The following is a 19,395-nucleotide window of genomic DNA, read 5'->3' on the forward strand; positions in this document are numbered from 1 at the left end:
CTGCGGCTGGGAGTCCCGCGGCGATCCGTCGTGGCGGGGCACTCGGCGTGCGGTCAGCTCGCCCTGGGGGCCCCCGCGCCGCACCACTGGCGGGCACGGCCGTGACGTGTTTGCGGCCCGTGGGGTCAGGCCCCTGGCAGGCCCTTGGTCTCCGTGGTGGCGGCCCGCAGGGCCGGCGCCGCGGCGGCGAAGTAGCGGAAGAGGACGCGCAGTTCGTCCTCGGTGAAGGTGCCGAAGACCTCGGCCATCCGCCGGCGGGCCGGCCCGAAGGCGGCCTCGTCCTCCTCGTGCGGCAGCGGCAGCGGCTCGACGACCACCCGCCGCCGGTCCTCGGGGTCGGCCGCCCGGCGGGCCCGGCCGGCCCGTACCAGCCGGTCGACGAGCCGGGTGGTGGCGCTCTGGGAGAGGCCGATGCGCTCGGCGAGGGCGCCGGTGGTGAGCGGCCCGGCGAGCTCCAGGGTGTGCAGCGCGTAGAGGTCGGTGGGGTGCTGGCCGAGGACCTCCGCGGCGGCCTGGCCGTGCAGCACGGTGGCCGTGACATAGGCGCGGTAGCTGTCGGCGTGCTGCTGCAGCAGGGCGTCGCGCTGCTGGTCGGACATCTCGCTCACCTTCCGGGCGGAAACCGTGACTCGTGTGCGGGGCGGACCGTTGTGGGCAGCCCCCTTGCCACATTCTTGCATGCCTGCATATATTGCATGCGTGCATGCAAATAACTGCAGCCGTTCTTCTTCACAGGGGGAGTCATGACCGCAGCACCGACCGCAACCACCCAGGACGCGGCGGCCGCCGTACGCGAGCGCTTCGCCGCGCACCGCCTCGCCTGGGGCGACGCCGACGCCTACGGAAGCTCGTTCACCGAGGACGCCGACTACATCACCTTCTACGGCGGCCGGCTCACCGGCCGTGAGGGGGTCGTCGAGGGACACCGGGGCCTGTTCGCCGGCGTCCTGAAGGGCTCCCGGCTCTGGGCCGAGATCACCGGCCTGGCGTTCCTCACCCCGGACGTGGCACTGGTCCACGCCCGCGGCGCCGTCCTCAAGGGCCGCCGCACCCGGCCCGGCCGCCGCGCGCTCTCCGTCCAGACCTACGTCCTGGTCCGCGAGCCGGACGGTGACTGGCGGATCCGCGCCTTCCACAACACCCGCCACCGTCCCCGCACGGAGGCGCTCAGCGCCGCCCTGGCCCGATGGGCGCCGAAGGGCGACTGACCGGACGACCGACCGCCGACCGGCACCCCCGCGCTCGGTACGGTCGTCCGCATGGCCCATCTGACGCTCGCCGCCGCGATCCTCTCCGAGATCCTCGCGACCACCTCGATGAAGTACAGCGACGGCTTCAGCAGGCTGTGGCCGTCGCTGGGGACCGCGGTGGGCTACCTGATCGCCTTCGCGCTGCTCGCGCAGACCCTGAAGTCGATGAGCATGGGCGCCGCGTACGCCATCTGGGCCGGTGTCGGGACGGCGGTGATCGCGGCCATCGGCATGGTCTTCCTGGGGGAGAGCACCAGCGCGCTGAAGATCTTCGGGATATTCCTGGTGATCGCCGGGGTCGTGGTGCTGAACCTGGACGGGGCGCACTGACGGACCACGGCACCACGGCCGCGGCGGCTTCGTACGGCCGTACAAGGCCGGTGGTGCGACCGTACGGGCCGGCCCGAGCACTGAGACCGGTTCGCCTCGGCGGGCGCCCTCCGGTTAGGTTTCCCGCATGACCGATGCTGCTACCTCCGCTTCCCGCACGACCGGCGCCGTCGCCGCCGGGCTCGCCACCGTCACCTCCGACGGCACCGTTCTCGACACCTGGTTCCCGGCCCCCGAGCTGGTGACCGTGACCGCCGAGGGCCCCGGCCCGGCCGGCACCGAGCGCCTGGACGACGAGCGCGCCACCGAACTGCTGGGCCCGGCCGTCCTCAAGGCGATCGGCCCCGACCCGGTCCGCGAGGTCGAGGTCGTGGCCGTCCGCACGGTCATCGCCTCGCTCGACGACAAGCCGCTGGACGCGCACGATGCCTACCTGCGGCTGCACCTGCTCAGCCACCGCCTGGTCAAGCCGCACGGGCAGAACCTCGAAGGCCTCTTCGGCGTGCTGTCGAACGTCGCCTGGACCTCGCTGGGCCCGGTGCCGGTCGACCGGCTGGAGACGGCGCGGCTCAACGCCCGCGCCGAGGGGCTGCACCTCGCGGTCACCAGCGTCGACAAGTTCCCGCGGATGACCGACTACGTCGCGCCCGCCGGGGTGCGGATCGCCGACGCCGACCGGGTCCGGCTGGGCGCCCACCTCGCCGCCGGCACCACCGTCATGCACGAGGGCTTCGTCAACTTCAACGCCGGGACGCTGGGCACCTCCATGATCGAGGGCCGGATCAGCGCCGGCGTGGTCATCGGTGACGGCTCCGACATCGGCGGCGGCGCCTCCACGATGGGCACCCTCTCGGGCGGCGGCAAGCAGATCATCTCGATCGGCGAACGCTGCCTGCTCGGCGCCGAGTCCGGCATCGGCATCGCCCTGGGCGACGAGTGCGTCGTCGAGGCCGGTCTGTACGTCACCGCGGGCACCCGGGTCACGCTGCCCGACGGCCAGATCGTCAAGGCCCTGGAGCTGTCCGGCGCGGACAACATCCTCTTCCGCCGCAACTCCACCACCGGCGCCGTCGAGGCCCGCCCCAACAAGGCGACCTGGGGCGGCCTGAACGAGATCCTGCACAGCCACAACTGAACGTCCCCGCACAACGGGGCGGTGGCGCACCCTCGGTGAAGTGCGGGGCGGCCCGGCGGAAAGCGTTCCGCCGGGCCGCCCTCGCATGGTGACCGCCCCGTCCACACCGTCGCCGGGCACCCTCTAGGCTGGGGGCCATGCGTGATCTTGTAGCGGGGATGCGGTATCTGGGGGAGGGCCAGCGCTGGGTTGCCCGGCACGGCCGGTGGTGGGGGTTCGGGCTGATCCCGGCGCTGATCGCGCTGGTGCTCTACGTCGGGGTGCTCATCGCGCTGGCCATCTGGTCCGGTGATCTCGCCGCCTGGGCGACGCCGTTCGCCGACGACTGGGGCTCGCCCTGGCAGGGGCTGCTGCGCGGGGTGTTCGTGGCGCTGCTGCTGGCCGGCGGGCTGACCCTGTCGGTGCTGACCTTCACGGCGGTCACCCTGCTGATCGGCGACCCGTTCTACGAGTCGCTCTCGGCGAAGGTCGAGGAGAGCGAGGGGTACTGCCCGCCCGGCCCGGACCGGCCGCTGTGGCGGGAGCTCGCGCTCGCGCTGCGCGACAGCGTCCACGTACTGCTGCGCGCGGCCGGCTTCGGCATCCTGCTGTTCGTCCTCGGCTTCGTGCCGTTCCTGGGCCAGACCGTGGTGCCCGCGATCGGCTTCTGCGTCTCCGGGTTCTTCCTCACCGTCGAGCTGACCGCGGTGGCGATGCAGCGCCGGGACGTTCCGGTGCGCGCCCGGCTGCGGCTGCTGCGCGGCCGGAAGGCGCTGGCGGTCGGCTTCGGCACCCCGCTCGTGCTGCTCTTCCTGATCCCGTTCCTCGCGGTCGCCCTCATGCCGGGCGCGGTGGCCGGCGCCACGCTGCTGGTGCGGGACCTGGTACCGGCCGGGAACGGGGACGAGGGCGGCCACGGGGGCGGCGGCGAAGGCATGGACGAGGCCGCGGGCCGGGGCGGTGCCGCCGCCCCGGCCGGCGCCGGACCGGTCCCGGCTAGCCCGGCACCCCCGCCGGCACCGCACGCCCCGCAGCCTCCGCGTCCGCGGTCCGGTCCAGGGCCGTCCGCAGGGCGTCCGCCAGCCGGCTGGTGAGCGCGGGGTCCGCGTCCAGCAGCGGGCCGCGGACCGGCCCGGCCGGCAGCCCGAGGTGCGTCAGCAGCGCCTTCACGGCGACCGTGCCGGGCGTCCCGGACCCGGTCACCGCCTCGATGAGCGGGATGAGCGCGAGCTGGCGGCGGGCCGCGCCGGCGGTGTCGCCCGCGTCGTAGGCGTCGAGGACCGCCCGCACCGCCCGCGGTGCCACATTGCCGGCGGTGCTGACGCAGCCGGCGGCGCCCAGCGCGCGCAGCGGCAGGATCTGCTCGTCGCAGCCCGCGTAGTACGCGAGGTCCGTCGCGGCCCGTACCTTCGCCGTCTTCAGCAGGTCGTAACCGCAGTCCTTGACCGCCGCGATCCGCGGGTGGCCGGCCAGCCGCAGCAGGGTGTCCGCGGTCAGCGCGGTGCCGGTGCGGCCGGGGATGTCGTAGAGCATCACCGGCAGCCCGGTGGCGTCCGCGACCGTGCGCAGATGGTGCGCGACGGCCTCCTGCGGGGGCCGTGAGTAGTACGGCGTGACCACCAACAGGCCGTGTGCGCCCGCCCGTTCGGCACCGCGGGCCAGTTCGACGGTGTGCCGGGTGTCGCTGGTGCCGACCCCGGCGGTGATCCACGCCCGGTCGCCGACCGCCTCGGCGACGGCCCGCAGCAGGGTCTCCTTCTCGGCGTCCGAGGTGGTGGGGGACTCGCCGGTGGTGCCGCTGAGGACCAGCGCGTCACAGCCGCCCTCGTCGACGAGCCGGGTGGCGAGCCGCTGGGCGCCGTCCGGGTCCAGCTCCCCGTCGGCGGTGAACGGGGTGATCATGGCGACCGCGGTACGGCCGAAGGGTGTGGTGGGGTGCTCCATGCCGGGAGTGTGAAGGTCCATCATGTTTCACGTCCACTTAGTTGGGCGGGTGACAACTCTTAAGCGAAAGCACGTAGTTGATGGCTTGACGGCTCACAGCGCCGCGCCGGCCGGTGGCTCCGCACCCGCAAACGCGGGGCGGCCGCCGCACCTCTCGGTGCGACGGCCGCCGGGCTGCTGAGGCCCATCACGCGTCAGTCAGGCCATTCCGCGAACGCTTCAGGTCCTGGGTCCGCTCGGAAGCGGACTCCTCCGACGACTTCGGCTTCCGCTGGTCGGCGCGCCGCTCAGCGGCACGGTCCTTGTTGCCCGACTTACGGTTCTGCGCCTTCGGCATGATGACTCCCTATGTCTCGCCGAATGTTGCTTACGTTGCCAGTACCGCACTCCCGGCCGCGGTTTGCTCCCGGACGTGGGCCAGTGGAGTGACGGACGGGTCACGCGGGGTGACGGGAGGGCGGGAGCCCGGGCCTCACGGCGTGATCCGCAGCACCTGCGGATCGTGGTCGCTGGCCTGGTCGGCGTACTCGGCGTTGAGGTGCACGATGTCGTAGTCCGGCCTGGTCAGTTGTCGGCTGGTGAGCATGTGGTCGAGCACCTGCGAGTTGCCGCTGTAGACGTAGCCGTAGCGCTCCGCGGCCGGCAGTCCGTTCACCAGGTCCGTGAGGACGCCACCGGCGGTGAGGTTCTTCAGGGCCGGTGAGAACTGGTAGTCGTTGAGGTCACCGGCGACCACCACGTCCGCCTTCGGGTCCTTGGCCAGCAGGTCCTTGACGAACGCGTTCACCAGCTTCGCCTGGGCGGTGCGCTGGGTCTCCGAGGAGCGGACCGGTGGCTGGAAACGGCTGTCCAGGCCCTGGTCGCCGCCCTTGGAGTTGAAGTGGTTGGCGATCACGAAGATCCGGCTGCCCGGGCGGCTCTTGAGCGAGAACTGCCCGGCCAGCGGCTTGCGGCTGGTCTTCCACGCCGGGTCGGCCGGGGCGATCCGGCCCGGGGAGGCGGACAGCGCGGCCCGGCCGTGGTCACCGACGACCTTGACCGGGGTCGTGGCGTCGCCGCCCTTGACGTCCGTGAACGAGACCCGGGCCGGGTCGTACAGGAACGCCACCCGGATGTTGCCGCCCGGCTGGCCGCCGTCCTGGTCGTTGACCGGGTCGATCTGCCGCCATGCGTACGCCGGGCCGCCGGCCGCCTTGATCGCGTCGGTGAGCTTCTTGAGCGTGCTGCCGGCGGTGACCGTGCCGTCGTCCTTGGCGCCGCTGTCGTCCTGCACCTCCTCCAGGGCGACGACGTCCGGAGCCGCCAGGTTGTGCACCAGGGCCTTGGCCAGCCGGTCGAACTTCGCCTGCGGGTTGTCCGGTGCGAGGTTCTCGACGTTGTACGTGGCCACCGCCAGCTCGCCGGACTTCTGCTTGCGGGTGGTCTCCGGCGCCGGGCCGTGTCCGGTGAGCTTGCCCAGCTCGGTGGCCTGGAGGGTGTAGCCGCCGAAGTTGTCGTAGTCCAGCGGTCCGGCGGTGGTGCCCGCCAGCGTCTGGCCGACGTCGGCCACCGGGAACGGCCGCTCGGAGAAGGGGATCAGCGAGCCGACCTTCACCCGGCCGCCGTTGGGGTCCGCGTACGAGCGGTAGAGGGTGCCGCCGCGCGGTGTGCGGTTGTGGCCCGGCTCGGCGGTCACCCACAGCTCGTGGTACTTGTTCGTCGGGCCGACGACCCGGGCGCCGCCGACCGCGACCCGCATGCCCTCCAGCGACTCGTAGCGGTCCAGCGCGTAACTGCCGGGGCGCAGCTTCAGCGATTCGATGCTCTTGCCGCCCGCGTCGGGGGCGTAACGATCCGGCACCGAGGCGGTGTTGAGCTTATGGGCGGCCGGCAGCGGGTTGCCGGAGGAAGTGGTCTTCCAGGTCGCCTTGGTGATCTCGGTGACGGACTGCAGGCCGGCGTCCTTGCCGCCCGGGTAGTACTCGCTGACCGTGCCGGAGAACGTGATCGCGTCCCCGACCGAGACCTTCGGGGTCTCCTTGCCGGTGAAGACGAAGACCGCCTCGCTGGTGGCCGGGTCGTCGTCCGGGTGCGGGTCCTGCACCCAGAAGCCGCGCGAGGAGCCGAACGCCCGGACGGCGGTGACCGTACCGGGGACGTCGCTGACCTGCTTGCCGGCCAGCGGGGATATTCGGGTGCTGCCCTGGATGTCGTGGATCCGGGTGCCGGCCGCCGAGGCGGACTGGGTGGCGGTCAGCAGTCCGCCGGCGAGGGCGGCCGCGGCCACCGCGCCGAGGGCGGCTGGTCTGCGGAGCGGACGACGGGACGGCATGCATGCCTCCGAGGGGAGAGGGGGGTGGTCGGTGTGTGCGGAGCCGGGACCGGCGTCACGCTACGCGCGTCAATCTCTTGTGCGGGCAAGGGAGTTGTCAAGGTTTCGCGGGTGACCGGCGGGCGGCGCGGGGGTGAACCGCCCGAGATACGGAGAATTCCGTCTACGCTGGGGCGGCGCCTCCCCCAGCCACCGCTGGGAGGTCCCCCAGCCGTAGTCCGTTTTCGAGGAGCTGAGCACCCGATGTCCGCAGACCGCCCCACCCTGCCGCCGGTGCGGCTGCGCTCCGAAGCGGAACTGGCCCGGGACGCGCTCAGCGCCCCCCTGATGGCCCGGGCCGCCCGGCTCGCCCGCTGGGCCGAGCGGGGCGTCCCGGTCGGCGCCGGCGGGGAGATCCTCGACGACGCGCTGGCCGCCGCCACCGAACACCTCGGCCTGACCGCCGACGAGGACGGCCCCGCCTACACCGCCGAGGCGTGGCAGCTCGCGGTGGACACCGGCCTGGTCGAGATCGAGGAGATCCCGGACGCCGACGCGACCGCCGGGGACGGGGCCGGCCCGGCCGACGCCGCGGTCGGCACCGCCACCCCCGGCGAGGAGCTCGCGCTGCTCACCTCCGGCAGCCCGCAGGACATCCTCGACATCTGGCTGTCCGGCATGGAGACCGTTCTCGCCGACGCGGCCGCCCCCGATCTCGCCGACATCGCCGACCAGCTCGCCGAGGGCGGCGAGCTGGACCTGGACGCCCTCGACTGGAACCCGGAGGAGGAGGCCGAGCTGCTCGACGGCATCCTCGGCAACCTCTACCTCCTCACCGCCCTGGCCGAGGGCCCCGACCGGAACGTCCCGCTGCCCGCGCTGGCCGCCTCCATGATCGTCCCGGACGACATGGACGAGCCCACCGACGACATCCTCGAAGAGGTCTCCGAGGCGATGATGCGCCTGGACGACCAGTTCCGGGTCCTGGAGCCGATCGGCCTGGTCGCCTACCGGCCGGTCGACGAGGCGCTCATCGAGGAACTGGACGAGGAGGGCGAGACGGTCCGGGCCGCCGAACCGCTCACCGACGAGGACGTCTCCCGCTACGGCCTGGTCCGCCTCACCCCGCTCGGCGTCTACGCGGTCCGCACCCGGCTGCTGGACGCGGGCGCCGACGCCCCGGCGGTCGGCGACCTCACCGGCAAGGGCGCCGACGTCCTCCTCGACGCGCTGCCCGACTACCCCGAGGCGCACGCCCAGGCCGAGTCCGAGCAGTGGCTCGCCGCCCGCGGCCCGCTGGACGCCGCCCGCGAGCTGCTCGGCGCCGCCCGCGGCGACGACGCGGACGCCCCGCGCCGCCGGCTCGCCGCCCAGCAGACCCTCTCGCTGGTCGCCCCGGAGGCCGAGGCCGCGCTGCGCGAGGTGCTCGACGACCGGCAGCTGGGCGGTCTGGCCCGGGTCTGGCTGGCCGAGCGCGGGCTGCCCGGCATCCCCGAGCCGTCCCAGGACATGGTCTTCTGGCTGACGATCGACACCATCGCCGCCCAGCTGGCCAGCGCGGACGAGGGCGCCGAGGCGGAGCTGCGCGACCTCGTCCAGGGCCTGACCGAGCAGCACAGCGGCTTCTTCGACGCCGCCTGGCGGGTGGACCACCCGGCCACCGCCGACGTCCTGGACGCCATGGGCCGGCTGCACCCGGACAAGAAGGCCGCCAAGGAGGCCCGCAAGGCCGCGTTCAAGGCGCGTTCCCAGCAGTAGCACTGAGTATCCGCCGCAAGGGGCCGGTCCGGGGGCGGGAACACCGCCCGGGCCGGCCCCAACTGCTTCCTGGATGTCGCACCGCGTTCAACTGGAGTTCGACGGCGCACGAGAACGTGTGCGACGCAGGCACAGGGGAGTAGAACCGGCCATCCAGGAGATGACAATGCCGCTCACCCGGAGAGACTTCGCCAAGCGTTCCGCCCTCGCCGGCGCGGGGGTCGCGCTGGCCGGCAGCGCCGGCGTACTGGCCACCGCGCCCGGCGCGCTCGCCGCCGAAGCGGCGGACGCCGACCAGGACGGAGCGGCGGACGGCCAGGGCCACCCGGCCGGCTACGGCCCGCTCCTTCCGGACCCGGACGGCATCCTCGCCCTGCCCGCCGGGTTCTCGTACAAGATCGTCACCCACTCCGGTGTCACCAAGCTGGACAGCGGTGAGTCCACCCCCTCCAACCACGACGGCACCGGCACCTTCGCCGGTCACCGCGGCACCACCCTCCTCGTCAACAACCACGAGCTGAAGGGGCCGCGCGCCGGCTGGCCGCACCCGGTCCCGCTGGCCGAGGGGCTGGTCTACGACCCGGCCGCGGCCGGCGGCTGCACCGTCGTCGAGGTCGCCAAGGACGGCACGCCGATCGGCGAGTGGGTCGGCATAGCCGGTACGTCCACCAACTGCGCGGGCGGCACCACCCCTTGGGGCACCTGGCTCACCTGCGAGGAGACCGAGGACAAGGCCGGCCAGCACGGCATGACCAAGGACCACGGCTACGTCTTCGAGGTCGACCCGCACGACGGCAAGGCCGGCCGCGACCCCAAGCCGGTCAAGGCGCTGGGCCGTTACGCCCACGAGGCCGTCGTCGTCGACCCCCGGCGCGGCCGCCTCTACCTCACCGAGGACGCCGCCGGCCCCAACGGCCTCTTCTACCGCTGGACCCCGCCGCAGGGCTTCCACCACGGCCGCGGCAAGCTCCGCACCCTCGCCGACGACGCCGGTGTGCTGCAGGCGTTCAAGTGCTTCGACTCCGGCGGCCGGTTCGTCGACGACCTCTCCCGCGCCACCCGGCCCGGCACCGTCTACGGCGTCGACTGGGTCGACGTCCCCGACCGCGACGCCCGGACCACCTCCGTCCGCAAGCAGTTCAAGGACGGCGAGGTCACCCGCGCCCGCAAGCTGGAGGGCCTGTGGTGGGCGGACGGCGGCGCCTACGTGGTGTCCTCCTACGCCCGCGAGGAGAGCCCGGTCCAGCACGACGGGCAGGTCTGGTTCTACGACCCGCGGCGGCGCACCCTGACCCTGAAGGTGCTGCTCGGCGTCAACCCCGACCCCGGCAAGGACGGCGCGTTCGACGGCCCGGACAACATCACCGTCTCGCCCTACGGCGGCCTGATCATCGCCGAGGACGGCGAGGGCGTCCAGCACCTCTTCGGCGCCACCGAGGACGGCCGCACCTACCCCCTGGCCCGCAACGAGCTCAACCTCGGCACCGCCGAGGCGCCCGAGTACAGCGAGTTCACCGGCCCGGTCTTCTCCCCGGACGGCCGCACCCTCTTCGCCAACATCCAGGAGCCTGGCATCATGCTGGCCATCACCGGCCCCTGGAAGCGGCAGCCCCGCCGGCGCTAGCGCACCGCCGTGAGCAGGTAGTAGTCCAGCAGCCCGGCCTGATACGCCGTCAGATAGCGGCGCGGCCACTCGTCGTCGGCGAGCTCGGGCTGCTGGGCCATGTACCGGTCGTACGGCTCCCACACCGCCTCGCCGATCGGCCGGACCATGACGTCCCGCAGCCCGGCCGCGGCCAGCGTCCCGGCGAACTCGTCGATCACGTGCGGCACGTCCAGCCCGTCGGCGTACGGCGGCAGCAGCCCGGGCAGCTCCCGGGCGGCCGCGGGGGTGCGGGCGAAGAACGTGGTCAGCGCCAGCCGGCCGCCGGGCCGCAGCACCCGCGCCGCCTCACGGGCGAAGGCGGCCGGGGCACGGAAGTGCTGCACGGCCTCGACGGAGTACAGGCAGTCGAAGGTCTCCCTGGGCAGCGGCATCCGCTGGGCGGAGCCCAGCACGAACGTGAGCCGCCCGGAACCGCCCGCGCCCCCGGCGAGCAGCTGGACGTGCGCCGCCCGGGCCCGGGCGATCTGGTCCGGGTGCGCGTCCAGACCGATGACCGGGTCCAGTCCGAACTCCCGCAGCGCCAGCGCACAGCCCAGCCCGCGCCCGCAGCCGGCCTCCAGGGCGCTGTGGCCGCGCACCCCGTCGAACGTGCCGAGCACCAGGCGGTAGAGGTCCTGCTCGCTGCGCACCCGGTCGGCCTCGGTCAGCGGCCGGCCGGTCAGGTCCCCCAGCCCCGCCCAGTAGCCGAAGTTGATGAACCCGCCGGCGAAGGCGGGCACGGTGGCCAGGTCGTACGCGCCGTAGACCGTCGCGACCCGGGGCGGGAGATCCGGTGCGGACGCTGGGCCGTCCGGGTGACCGGTGGCTCCGGCCGGGCCGGTCTGCGGCTGCTGCTGCGCCATCGGAGAGGCTCCTTCCGCGGCCGGCGGGCGGGGACGGGGAATCCTGGGGGCGGCGGGACGTTGAAGCAGAGGTGGGGAACTCGACGACACGGACGACACGGACGACACAATTTTCGGTCCTGGACCGCTCCCGCACCAGGGAAGGGCACCCGGAGGCGGCCGCCCTGCGGGACACGGTGGCGCTGGCGCGCCGCGTCGAGGGGCTCGGCTACCACCGCTTCTGGGTCTCCGAGCACCACGGCGTGCCCGGCGTCGCCGGCTCCGCGCCGACCGTGCTCGCCGCCGCGGTGGCCGGTGCGACCTCCCGGATCCGGGTCGGCACCGGCGGGGTGATGCTGCCCAACCACCGGCCGCTGGTCGTCGCCGAGCAGTTCGGGGTGCTGGAGGCGCTCTTCCCCGGCCGGATCGACATGGGGCTCGGCCGGTCGGTCGGCTTCACCGGCGGGATCCGCCGCGCCCTGGGCACGGAGAAGGACGCCGCCGAGGACTTCGGCGCTCAACTGACCGAGCTGCTCGGCTACTTCACCGGTGAGCAGACCACCCATCCGCAGGTCCACGCGCGGCCCGCGGAGGGGCTGCGGCTCCCGGCGTTCGTCCTGGCGACCGGGGCCGGCGCACGGATCGCCGCGGCGGCCGGGCTGGCGCTGGTCATCGGCGACCTCCGCGGCCGGCAGCGGATGCTGGAGGCCATCGACGGCTACCGCCAGGGCTTCCGGCCGTCGCCGCTGTGGGAGCGCCCGTACGTGGTCGTCTCCGGGACGGTGGCGGTGGCCGGCACCGAGGCGGCGGCGCGCCGGCTGCTGCTGCCGGAGGCCCGTTCGCTGGCGTACTCCCGTACCCACGGCGTCTTTCCGCCGCTGCGGCCCGCCGAGGACGGTCCGGCGGCCACGGCCGGGATGTCCGACCGTGAGCGCGGCTTCTACGAGGACGCCCTGCGCGGGCCCGTCCACGGCACGGAGGAGCAGGTGGCCGACGCCCTCGGCACCCTGATCGAGCGCAGCGGCGCGGACGAGGTGCTGGTGACCACCAGCACCTACGACCGCGCGGCGCTGACCGAGTCGTACGAGCGGCTGGCCCGGGTCGCCGGGCTCACAGCGCCTGACCGCCCGGTTTGACCATTCCGCGGACCGTGCGGGCGTCGACGAACTCGCCGATGGCGGTCATCTCCCACTCTCCGGAGAACTGCCGGATCAGCTTCGCCATCATCACGCCGGTGCGCGGTTCGCCGTGGGTGAGGTCGAAGCGGACCAGTTCCTCGTCGGTCTGTGCGTCCACCAGGCGGCAGTAGGCCTTGGCGACGTCGGAGAACTTCTGGCCGGAGAAGGAGTTCACGACGAAGACCAGGCCGCTGACCTCCGGGGGCACCCCGCCGAGGTGGACGGTGATCGCCTCGTCGTCGCCGGCGCCCTCGCCGGTGAGGTTGTCGCCGGAGTGCTGGATCGCGCCGCCGAGGATCATCAGCTTGCCGAAGAAGCAGTTGTCGATCTTCTTGCGGTCCGGGCCGTAGGCGATGACGGAGGCGTCCAGGTCGATGTTCCGGCCGCGGAAGGCGGGCTCCCAGCCGAGGCCCATCCGGACCGAGCCGAGCAGCGGGCGGCCGCCCTTGACCAGCGAGACGGTCTGGTTCTTCTGCAGGCTGACCCGGCCCTTGTCGAGGTTGACCTTCCCGGATCCGGGAGCCGGGGCGGGCGCGGCGGCGGCCGGCGGCGGGGACACCGGGGCCGGGGCGCCGGCGGGCGGGTCCCACTGGCCGGCCGGGGCCGGGGGAGCGGCCGGGGCCGGCGGGGCGGGCGGCGCGGGCGGGGCTGCCGGGGCGGTGGGTGCGGCGGCCGGGGCGGTGGGTTCCTCGACGTGCACGCCGAAGTCGGTGGCGATGCCCGCCAGGCCGTCGGCGTAGCCCTGGCCGACCGCGCGGACCTTCCAGGACCCGGCCCGGCGGTAGATCTCGACGACCACCAGCGCGGTCTCGGCGCCCAGCCGCGGCGGCGTGAAGGTGGCGATCAGGCTGCCGTCGTCGGCGTTGCGGACCGTCCCGGTCGGCTCGGTGCCCGCGAAGGTCGCGCCGGGGGCGTCCAGGCTCGCGGTGACCACGATCTTCTCGACGGCCTCGGGCACCGCGGCGGTGTCCACCGTGATGGTGTCGCCGCCGGCCGCCGCGGAGTACGTCACGCCCGGGCCGCTGGGCTGGTTGTAGAACACGAAGTCGTCGTCGGAGCGCACCTTGCCGTCGGCGCCGAGCAGCAGCCCCGACACGTCCAGCCGCACGGGGGCGGTGACGTCCACCGCGACCCGTACGGCGGTGAGCGGGAGGTTCGAGCCAGGAGTCATAGCGGTCATGCCGGGACCAACGATCGGTTCGCCTTTGCGGTTCCATTACCCGCGGCCGGACGGCCGCCCGCCCGCCGTACCGTCGTACGCCGCATCGTGCGCCGCCCCATCGTCACCGCCGATCGCGGGAGTTGCCGAACAGCAGCCGGTAGGCGATCAGCAGGACCAGCGCACCGGCGACCGAGGCGATCCACATGGACGGCTCGCCGAAGTCCTTCGGTATCGGGCGGTGCAGGAACTTGGTGGACAGCCAGCCGCCGATGAAGGACCCCACGATGCCGATCAGGGTCGTGCCGACGATCCCGCCCGGGTCGCGCCCCGGCAGCAGGACCTTGGCGATGATGCCCGCGATCAGTCCCAGTACGAGCCAGCTGACGATGCCCATGATGCGTTCCTCGTTCCTGCGCGTGTGTGCGTGCACAGCGGTGTGCCGGTGCACAGACGAGGACGCCGGGCGGGCGGCGCGGGTTCCGTGCCGTGGTCCCGGCCACGCCCGCACCGCCCGGTGGCGGGCCGCCGCTCAGTACGGCCACCGGGGCGGATCGGTACAGAAGGCACCGCCGAGGTGGGCGTGTTCGGGGTTCTCGGGGTCCAGTTCGCCCTGGGCGGCGAGGAGTTCCGCGGCGTACGGTTCGGAGTCGTCCTGCGGCTCGTACCCGAGGGCCCGCGCGGACGACAGGTCCCACCACAGGCGGGTGTTGGCGGAGGAGCCGTAGACGACGGTGTGGCCGACGTCCGGCGCGGTGAGCGCGGCATGCAGCAGACGGGCCGCGTCGGCCGGGCTGAGCCAGATCGACAGCATCCGCACCGTGGTGGGTCGCGGGTAGCAGGAGCCGATCCGGACCGACACCGTCTCGATGCCGTGCAGGTCCCAGTAGAGCGAGGCGAGGTCCTCGCCGAACCCCTTGGACAGGCCGTAGTAGGTGTCCGGGCGGCGCGGGGTGTCCACCGGGATCGCGCCGGAGCCGTCCGCCGGGCGCGGGGTGAAGCCGACCGCGTGGTTGGAGGAGGCGAAGACGATCCGGCGGACGCCCGCCTCGCGCGCCGCCTCGTAGAGGTGGTAGGTGCCCTCGATGTTGGCGCGCAGGATCTTCTCGAACGGGGCCTCCAGCGAGATCCCGGCGAAGTGGACGATCGCGTCGACCCCGCGCACCGCCTCGCGCAGCGCCTCCTTGTCGGCCAACTCGGCGGTGATGACGTCCGGTTCGCCCGCCGCGTTCTCGATGGGGCGCTGGTCGAACAGGCGCAGCCGGTACCCGTAGGGCGGCAGCAGCTCGCGCATCAGGGTGCCGAGCCCGCCGGCGGCGCCGGTGAGCAGGACGGTGCGGGGTGCGGTCATGGGCGGTGGGCTCCTCGGGCGGTGACGTGGGCGGGCCGGCTGCCGTGCGGCACGGACGGGACCCGTATTCATGTCCGTGGACGGCACACGCTAGGGAGGGCACCAGGGCCGGTCAAGACATGTGACGGATCGGGTAAATCGGCTTGTCGTCCCGCTGTTTTCAGGGAAGTTGGGCACCCTTGACCGGTGTGGGGCGGCTGCTCTAGCGTGCTGCCGTTCAGGAATATGGACGTCGATCAGAAACGTGCACATAAGAAGCCTACGCGGATGTCAGGGAGAGCCCAGTGACCGCACCCCCTCCCCCCGCGGCAGCCGGGACCCGGCTCGCCGACCGTCTCGACGGACTGCTGTTCTTTCCCGTGACCGCGTTCGGCCCCGACGGCGCCCTGGACCTGACGGCCTTCCGCGCCCACGTACGGAGCGGCATCGACGCGGGCGCGGCCGCGGTCTTCGCCTGCTGTGGCACCGGCGAGTTCCATGCGCTCACCCCCGAGGAGTTCGCCGCCTGCGTCGCGGCCACGGTCGAGGAGGCCGCCGGCCGCATCCCGGTGATCGCCGGCACCGGCTACGGCACCGCGCTCGCCGTGCACTTCGCGCACCTCGCCCACCGGGCCGGCGCCGACGGACTGCTCGCCATGCCGCCCTACCTCGTCGTCCCCGGACAGGACGGCCTGCTGCGGCACTACACCGCACTGGCCGCGGCCACCCCGCTGCCGGTCGTCGTCTACCAGCGCGACAACGCCGTCTTCGCCCCGTCCACCGTCGCCGCCCTGGCCCGCACCCCCGGCATCATCGGCCTCAAGGACGGGCTCGGCGACCTCGAACTGCTCCAGCGCATCATCAGCGCGGTCCGCACCGAGGCCCCCGACGAGGACTTCCTCTACTTCAACGGCCTGCCCACGGCCGAACTCACCGGCCCCGCCTACCTGGGCCTGGGCGTCCGCCGCTACTCCTCCGCCGTCTTCGCCTTCGCCCCCGAGATCGCCCTCGCCTTCCACCGGGCGCTCACCACCGGCGACCACGACACCGTGCGGCGGCTGCTGGACGGCTTCTACCGGCCGCTGGTCGAACTCCGCAACCAGGGCCGCGGCTACGCCGTCTCGCTGGTCAAGGCCGGTGTACGGATGCGCGGCCCGGACGTCGGCGCGGTCCGGCCCCCGCTCGGCGAACCGGCCCCCGCACACCTGAAGCAGCTGGCCGGACTGATCGACCACGGGCTGGCGCTGGCCGCGGCGGCACCCGGGGCCGGCGCCTGATGCGGGCCGCCGCCTTCCTCTACCCCTGGGACGTCGTCGGCGACCCGGACGCCCCCGCCCGCCTCGCCGGCCTCGGCATCGACCAGGTCGCCCTGGCCGCCGCCTACCACTCCACCCGCGCCCTCACCCCCCGCCACCCGCGCCACCGCATCGTCACCGCCCGGCACTCCGCCGTCCTCTACCCGCCGGACCCCGCCCGCTGGGCCGGCCGGGAACTGCGCCCGTACACCCAGGACTGGGTGCCCGGCCCCGACCCCTTCGGCGCGGCGGCCCGGGCGCTGGCCGACGCGGGCCTGGAGGTGCACACCTGGGTCGTGCTGGCGCACAACTCCCGTCTGGGCACCGAGCATCCGTCCGTCGTGGTCCGCAACGCCTATGGGGACGCCTACCCCTGGGCGCCGTGCATCGCCCGGCCCGAGATACGCGGCTACCTCGTCGACCTCGCCGCCGAGGCAGCGGTCCGCCCGGGCGCCCGCGGCACGGAACTGGAGTCCTGCGGCTGGTACGGGCTGGCCCATCTGCACGCCCACGACAAGATCGCCGGAGTGCGGCTGTCCGGCGCCGCCCGGTACCTGATGTCGGTCTGCTTCTGTCCGGTGTGCGCCGGGGGATACCGCGAACTGGGCGTGCCGCCCGAGGAGTTGCGGGCCGCGGTGGTGCGCGCCCTGGAGCCGCTCTGGTCGGCGGGCGCGGCCTCGCCGGACCCCGCGCCGACGGACCGGGAGGGGGAGTGGGCCGCCGTCGAGGCGCTGCTCGGCGCGGAGCCGGCCGGTGTGCTGCGCACCTGGCGGGACCGCGCCGCCCGGACGCTGCGGCGCGCGGTGGTGGGCGCCGTACGGGCGGCCGCGCCGGACGGCTTCCGGGTGCTGCTGCACGCCGATCCCGCCGCCCACCGCTGCGGCGCGGACCCCGGGGTGGACCCGGGGGAGGCACTGGCCGACGCGGACGGGGTGGTCCTGCCCTGCACCGGGGGCGCGGCGGCCCGCGCCGCGGTGCTCGGCCCGTTCGCCGGCCCGCGGCCCGCCGCCGCGACGGTCGCCGCCAACCTCACCATCGTCTCCGGCATGGGCGGCAGCCCGCGCACCCTCGCCGCCGACGCCGCCCACGCGGCCCGCCTGGGCGCCGACGAACTCCGCCTGTACCACGCGGGCCTGGCCGGCGAGGACGACCTGGCCGCCGTACGGGAGGCGCTGGCCGAGCTCAGGGACGGGGCGGGGGAGGGGCCGTAGGGCGGACGAACCCGCACTCGTACGCCGCGATGACGGCCTGGGTGCGGTCGCGGACGCCGAGTTTGGCCAGCACGCCCGCCACATGGGTCTTCACCGTGGCGGGGCCCACGCCCAGCCGGCCGGCGATCTCGGCGTTGGTCAGGCCCGCGGTCATCAGCCGCAGCACCGCCCGCTCCCGCTCGGACAGCCGGGCCCTGAGCATCCGCGCGGTGTCCTCCGCGGCCCGCTGCCCGGCGTACCGGGCGGCCAGCCCGCGTACCGCGGCCGGGAACAGCAGCGAGTCGCTGCGCGCCACCAGCCGTACCGCCTGCACCAGTTCGTCGGCACCGGACCGCTTGAGCAGGAAGCCACTGGCGCCGGCCCGCAGCGCGTCGTAGACGTAGGCGTCGTTCTCGAAGGTCGTCACGACGATGATCCGCGGGGGATCGGGCATCCCGGCGAGCACCTGCTCGGTCGCCCGGATCCCGTCGATCTCCGGCATCCGCACGTCCATCAGCACCACGTCCGGCCGCAGCGACCGGATCAGCGGCACCGCCTCGGCGCCGGTCGAGGCCTCGCCGACGACCTCCATGTCGGGCTCGGCGCCCAGGATCGCGCGCAGCGCGGTGCGCACCATCCGCTCGTCGTCGGCGAGGACGAGGCGCAGCGGCGGCGGGGCGCCCGGCGGCTCGTCCCGTTCCGCCGACGCCTCCGTGGCTGCTTCCCGCGTCATGGTGCCTCCCCCTCCTGCCCGGCCCGTCGCCGGTCCGGTGTCCCGTTCCCCGTGTGGTCCGCCGTGTCGCCCGTCGTGTCGTGCGTCGTGCCGTGCGTCGTGTCCGGCGTGTTCTCCGCCAGCGGCAGCCGGACGGTCAGCCGCCATGTTCCGTCCTGCGGCCCGGCGGTCGCCTCCCCGCCGAGCAGCCGGGCGCGCTCCGCGATGCCCCGCAGGCCGCGGCCGCCGCCCACCCGGGGCGACGGCACGGACCCGGCGGCCGACTCCGGTGCCGCCGGCAGCGGGTTCTCCAGCCGGATCAGCAACTCCCCTCCTACGGCGCTCAGTTGGAGCCGGACCGGGACCGGCCCGGCGTGCCGCAGGACGTTGCCGAGGCCCTCCTGCACGATGCGGTACGCCTCCCGGGAGACCACCGGCGGCAGCCCGGTGCGGCGGCCCCGCACGGTCGCCTCGACCGGTACGCCCGCCGCCCGGGTCCGGTCCAGCAGCGCCTCCAGGGCGTCCAGGGTGGGCGCGGGCAGCGCCGGATCGGTGCCGTCCTCCTCGCGCAACAGGCCCAGGACGGTGTCCAGTTCGGCGACCGCGGCCCGCGTGGTGTCCTCGATGGCGGCCAGTGCCCGGCGGGCGAACTCGGGGTCCGCGTCCAGGACCCGGCGGGCAGCGCTCGCCTGGAGGGTGACCGCGCTCAGCGCGTGCCCCACCGCGTCGTGCAGTTCGCGGGCCAGCCGGTTGCGGGACGCCAGGTCGGCGGCGCGGCGTTCGGCCGCGGCGAGCCGGTCGGCGGGGGTGGGTCCCAGCAGCGGCGCGGCGCAGCGGGCCAGCAGGGCCCCGGCGGCCCAGGCGGTGCCGAGGACCAGGCCCAGCAACCCCAGTCCGGCGAGCGGGCCGAGGACGCCGGGCAGGTCCCGCGTCCAGGGCGGTACGGAGTCCCGCAGGGGCGCCGAGAACGGCAGCACCAGCAGCAGCACCGCGGCGGGCGGGGCGGCCAGGGTCATCCCGCTGACGGTGCCGCCGGCGAGCAGGTGCGCCACGAACCACAGTGCGCTGCGCCGGCGGGCTGCCCACGTCAGGGCCGGTCCGTCGGCCAGCCGCTCGCCGGGCACCCCGCACAGGGACCGTACGGCGGTCACCTCCAGTGGGCGCAGCGGCGGGACGAGCAGCCCGGCCACCGCGGCGAGCGGCAGCGCACAGCCGAACGCGGCGAACTGCACGCCCACCTGGCGCAGCGGGTCGGGGTCGTGCCAGAGCAGCGGCATGACCACCAGCGAGGTCACCAGATAGAACGGCATCAGGAGCGCGCCGCCCAGAATCAGGTGGATCCAGCGGCCGCCCCACAG

19 protein-coding genes are annotated in these 19,395 nt (G+C 74.2%); 9 read left to right on the plus strand and 10 right to left on the minus strand.

Annotation, left to right across the window (positions count from 1 at the left end):
• Positions 1-125: 125 nt before the first annotated feature.
• Entirely contained in the window at positions 126-599 is a 474-nt protein-coding gene (locus ACFV1J_RS24445; protein ID WP_385861285.1) for a MarR family winged helix-turn-helix transcriptional regulator, read from the minus strand.
• A gap of 144 nt (positions 600-743) precedes the next feature.
• Between ACFV1J_RS24445 and ACFV1J_RS24450 the strand changes: the two genes are divergently transcribed.
• The 4 genes from ACFV1J_RS24450 (at position 744) to ACFV1J_RS24465 (ending at position 3,788) form a co-directional block, all read left to right on the plus strand.
• Entirely contained in the window at positions 744-1,208 is a 465-nt protein-coding gene (locus ACFV1J_RS24450; protein WP_385861287.1) for an SgcJ/EcaC family oxidoreductase, read from the plus strand.
• A 51-nt stretch (positions 1,209-1,259) separates the two neighbouring features.
• Positions 1,260-1,580 carry a DMT family transporter gene (locus ACFV1J_RS24455; RefSeq protein WP_385861289.1) on the plus strand — a complete coding sequence of 107 codons (321 nt, stop codon included), beginning with the start codon at positions 1,260-1,262 and terminating at the stop codon, positions 1,578-1,580.
• A gap of 127 nt (positions 1,581-1,707) precedes the next feature.
• Positions 1,708-2,715 carry a 2,3,4,5-tetrahydropyridine-2,6-dicarboxylate N-succinyltransferase gene (dapD, locus tag ACFV1J_RS24460; protein ID WP_385861291.1) on the plus strand — a complete coding sequence of 336 codons (1,008 nt, stop codon included), beginning with the start codon at positions 1,708-1,710 and terminating at the stop codon, positions 2,713-2,715.
• Positions 2,716-2,852: 137 nt separating this feature from the next.
• Positions 2,853-3,788, plus strand: a complete 936-nt coding sequence (locus ACFV1J_RS24465) for an EI24 domain-containing protein (protein WP_385861293.1) — start codon at positions 2,853-2,855, stop codon at positions 3,786-3,788.
• Here ACFV1J_RS24465 and dapA read toward each other — a convergent pair.
• From dapA to ACFV1J_RS24480, 3 genes are all read right to left on the minus strand, one after another.
• Entirely contained in the window at positions 3,691-4,638 is a 948-nt protein-coding gene (gene dapA, locus ACFV1J_RS24470; protein WP_385861295.1) for a 4-hydroxy-tetrahydrodipicolinate synthase, read from the minus strand. The genes ACFV1J_RS24465 and dapA overlap by 98 nt on opposite strands.
• 187 nt (positions 4,639-4,825) lie before the next feature.
• Positions 4,826-4,975: a hypothetical protein gene (locus ACFV1J_RS24475; RefSeq protein WP_199812430.1), complete on the minus strand. Its 150-nt coding sequence runs from the start codon at positions 4,973-4,975 to the stop codon at positions 4,826-4,828.
• Between the two features lie 135 nt (positions 4,976-5,110).
• Positions 5,111-6,949, minus strand: a complete 1,839-nt coding sequence (locus ACFV1J_RS24480) for an endonuclease/exonuclease/phosphatase family protein (protein ID WP_385861297.1) — start codon at positions 6,947-6,949, stop codon at positions 5,111-5,113.
• A gap of 243 nt (positions 6,950-7,192) precedes the next feature.
• On the opposite strand from ACFV1J_RS24480, the gene ACFV1J_RS24485 reads away from it, so the two are divergent.
• Entirely contained in the window at positions 7,193-8,686 is a 1,494-nt protein-coding gene (locus tag ACFV1J_RS24485; protein WP_385861299.1) for a hypothetical protein, read from the plus strand.
• Between the two features lie 166 nt (positions 8,687-8,852).
• Positions 8,853-10,310, plus strand: coding sequence for an alkaline phosphatase PhoX (locus tag ACFV1J_RS24490; RefSeq protein WP_385861301.1), 1,458 nt, complete (start codon positions 8,853-8,855; stop codon positions 10,308-10,310).
• On the opposite strand, the gene ACFV1J_RS24495 is transcribed toward ACFV1J_RS24490, so the two are convergent.
• Positions 10,307-11,194 carry a class I SAM-dependent methyltransferase gene (locus ACFV1J_RS24495; protein ID WP_385861303.1) on the minus strand — a complete coding sequence of 296 codons (888 nt, stop codon included), beginning with the start codon at positions 11,192-11,194 and terminating at the stop codon, positions 10,307-10,309. The genes ACFV1J_RS24490 and ACFV1J_RS24495 overlap by 4 nt on opposite strands.
• A 71-nt stretch (positions 11,195-11,265) precedes the next feature.
• Between ACFV1J_RS24495 and ACFV1J_RS24500 the strand changes: the two genes are divergently transcribed.
• The gene (locus tag ACFV1J_RS24500) at positions 11,266-12,309 is read left to right on the plus strand and encodes an LLM class flavin-dependent oxidoreductase (RefSeq protein WP_385861305.1); all 1,044 of its coding nucleotides are present in this window, start codon (positions 11,266-11,268) and stop codon (positions 12,307-12,309) included.
• Here ACFV1J_RS24500 and ACFV1J_RS24505 read toward each other — a convergent pair.
• The 3 genes from ACFV1J_RS24505 to ACFV1J_RS24515 all read right to left on the minus strand — a co-directional run bounded on the left by ACFV1J_RS24505 (position 12,284) and on the right by ACFV1J_RS24515 (position 14,861).
• Positions 12,284-13,522 carry a TerD family protein gene (locus ACFV1J_RS24505; protein ID WP_385861471.1) on the minus strand — a complete coding sequence of 413 codons (1,239 nt, stop codon included), beginning with the start codon at positions 13,520-13,522 and terminating at the stop codon, positions 12,284-12,286. The two genes, ACFV1J_RS24500 and ACFV1J_RS24505, sit on opposite strands and share 26 nt — an antisense overlap.
• 112 nt (positions 13,523-13,634) lie before the next feature.
• Positions 13,635-13,907 (minus strand): GlsB/YeaQ/YmgE family stress response membrane protein, encoded by a 273-nt coding sequence (locus tag ACFV1J_RS24510; RefSeq protein ID WP_030799231.1) that lies wholly within the window; start codon positions 13,905-13,907, stop codon positions 13,635-13,637.
• Between the two features lie 135 nt (positions 13,908-14,042).
• On the minus strand, positions 14,043-14,861 hold the full coding sequence (locus ACFV1J_RS24515) for an NAD-dependent epimerase/dehydratase family protein (protein WP_385861307.1): 819 nt from the start codon (positions 14,859-14,861) through the stop codon (positions 14,043-14,045).
• A gap of 284 nt (positions 14,862-15,145) precedes the next feature.
• Between ACFV1J_RS24515 and ACFV1J_RS24520 the strand changes: the two genes are divergently transcribed.
• Together ACFV1J_RS24520 and ACFV1J_RS24525 are read left to right on the plus strand one after the other, a co-directional pair.
• A complete protein-coding gene (locus ACFV1J_RS24520) occupies positions 15,146-16,117 on the plus strand; it encodes a 5-dehydro-4-deoxyglucarate dehydratase (RefSeq protein WP_385861309.1) in 972 nt (323 codons plus the stop codon).
• Complete coding sequence (locus tag ACFV1J_RS24525; protein ID WP_385861311.1) at positions 16,117-17,346, plus strand: hypothetical protein; 1,230 nt, start codon at positions 16,117-16,119, stop codon at positions 17,344-17,346. The genes ACFV1J_RS24520 and ACFV1J_RS24525 overlap by 1 nt, the downstream gene beginning before the upstream one ends.
• On the opposite strand, the gene ACFV1J_RS24530 is transcribed toward ACFV1J_RS24525, so the two are convergent.
• Entirely contained in the window at positions 17,318-18,058 is a 741-nt protein-coding gene (locus ACFV1J_RS24530) for a response regulator (protein ID WP_385861313.1), read from the minus strand. The genes ACFV1J_RS24525 and ACFV1J_RS24530 overlap by 29 nt on opposite strands.
• Positions 18,055-19,347, minus strand: a complete 1,293-nt coding sequence (locus ACFV1J_RS24535) for a sensor histidine kinase (RefSeq protein ID WP_385861473.1) — start codon at positions 19,345-19,347, stop codon at positions 18,055-18,057. Before ACFV1J_RS24535 ends, ACFV1J_RS24530 begins: the two co-directional genes overlap by 4 nt.
• Positions 19,348-19,395: the final 48 nt, after the last annotated feature.

It is taken from the genome of Streptomyces sp. NPDC059649, assembly GCF_042734445.1.
GTDB lineage: Bacteria > Actinomycetota > Actinomycetes > Streptomycetales > Streptomycetaceae > Streptomyces.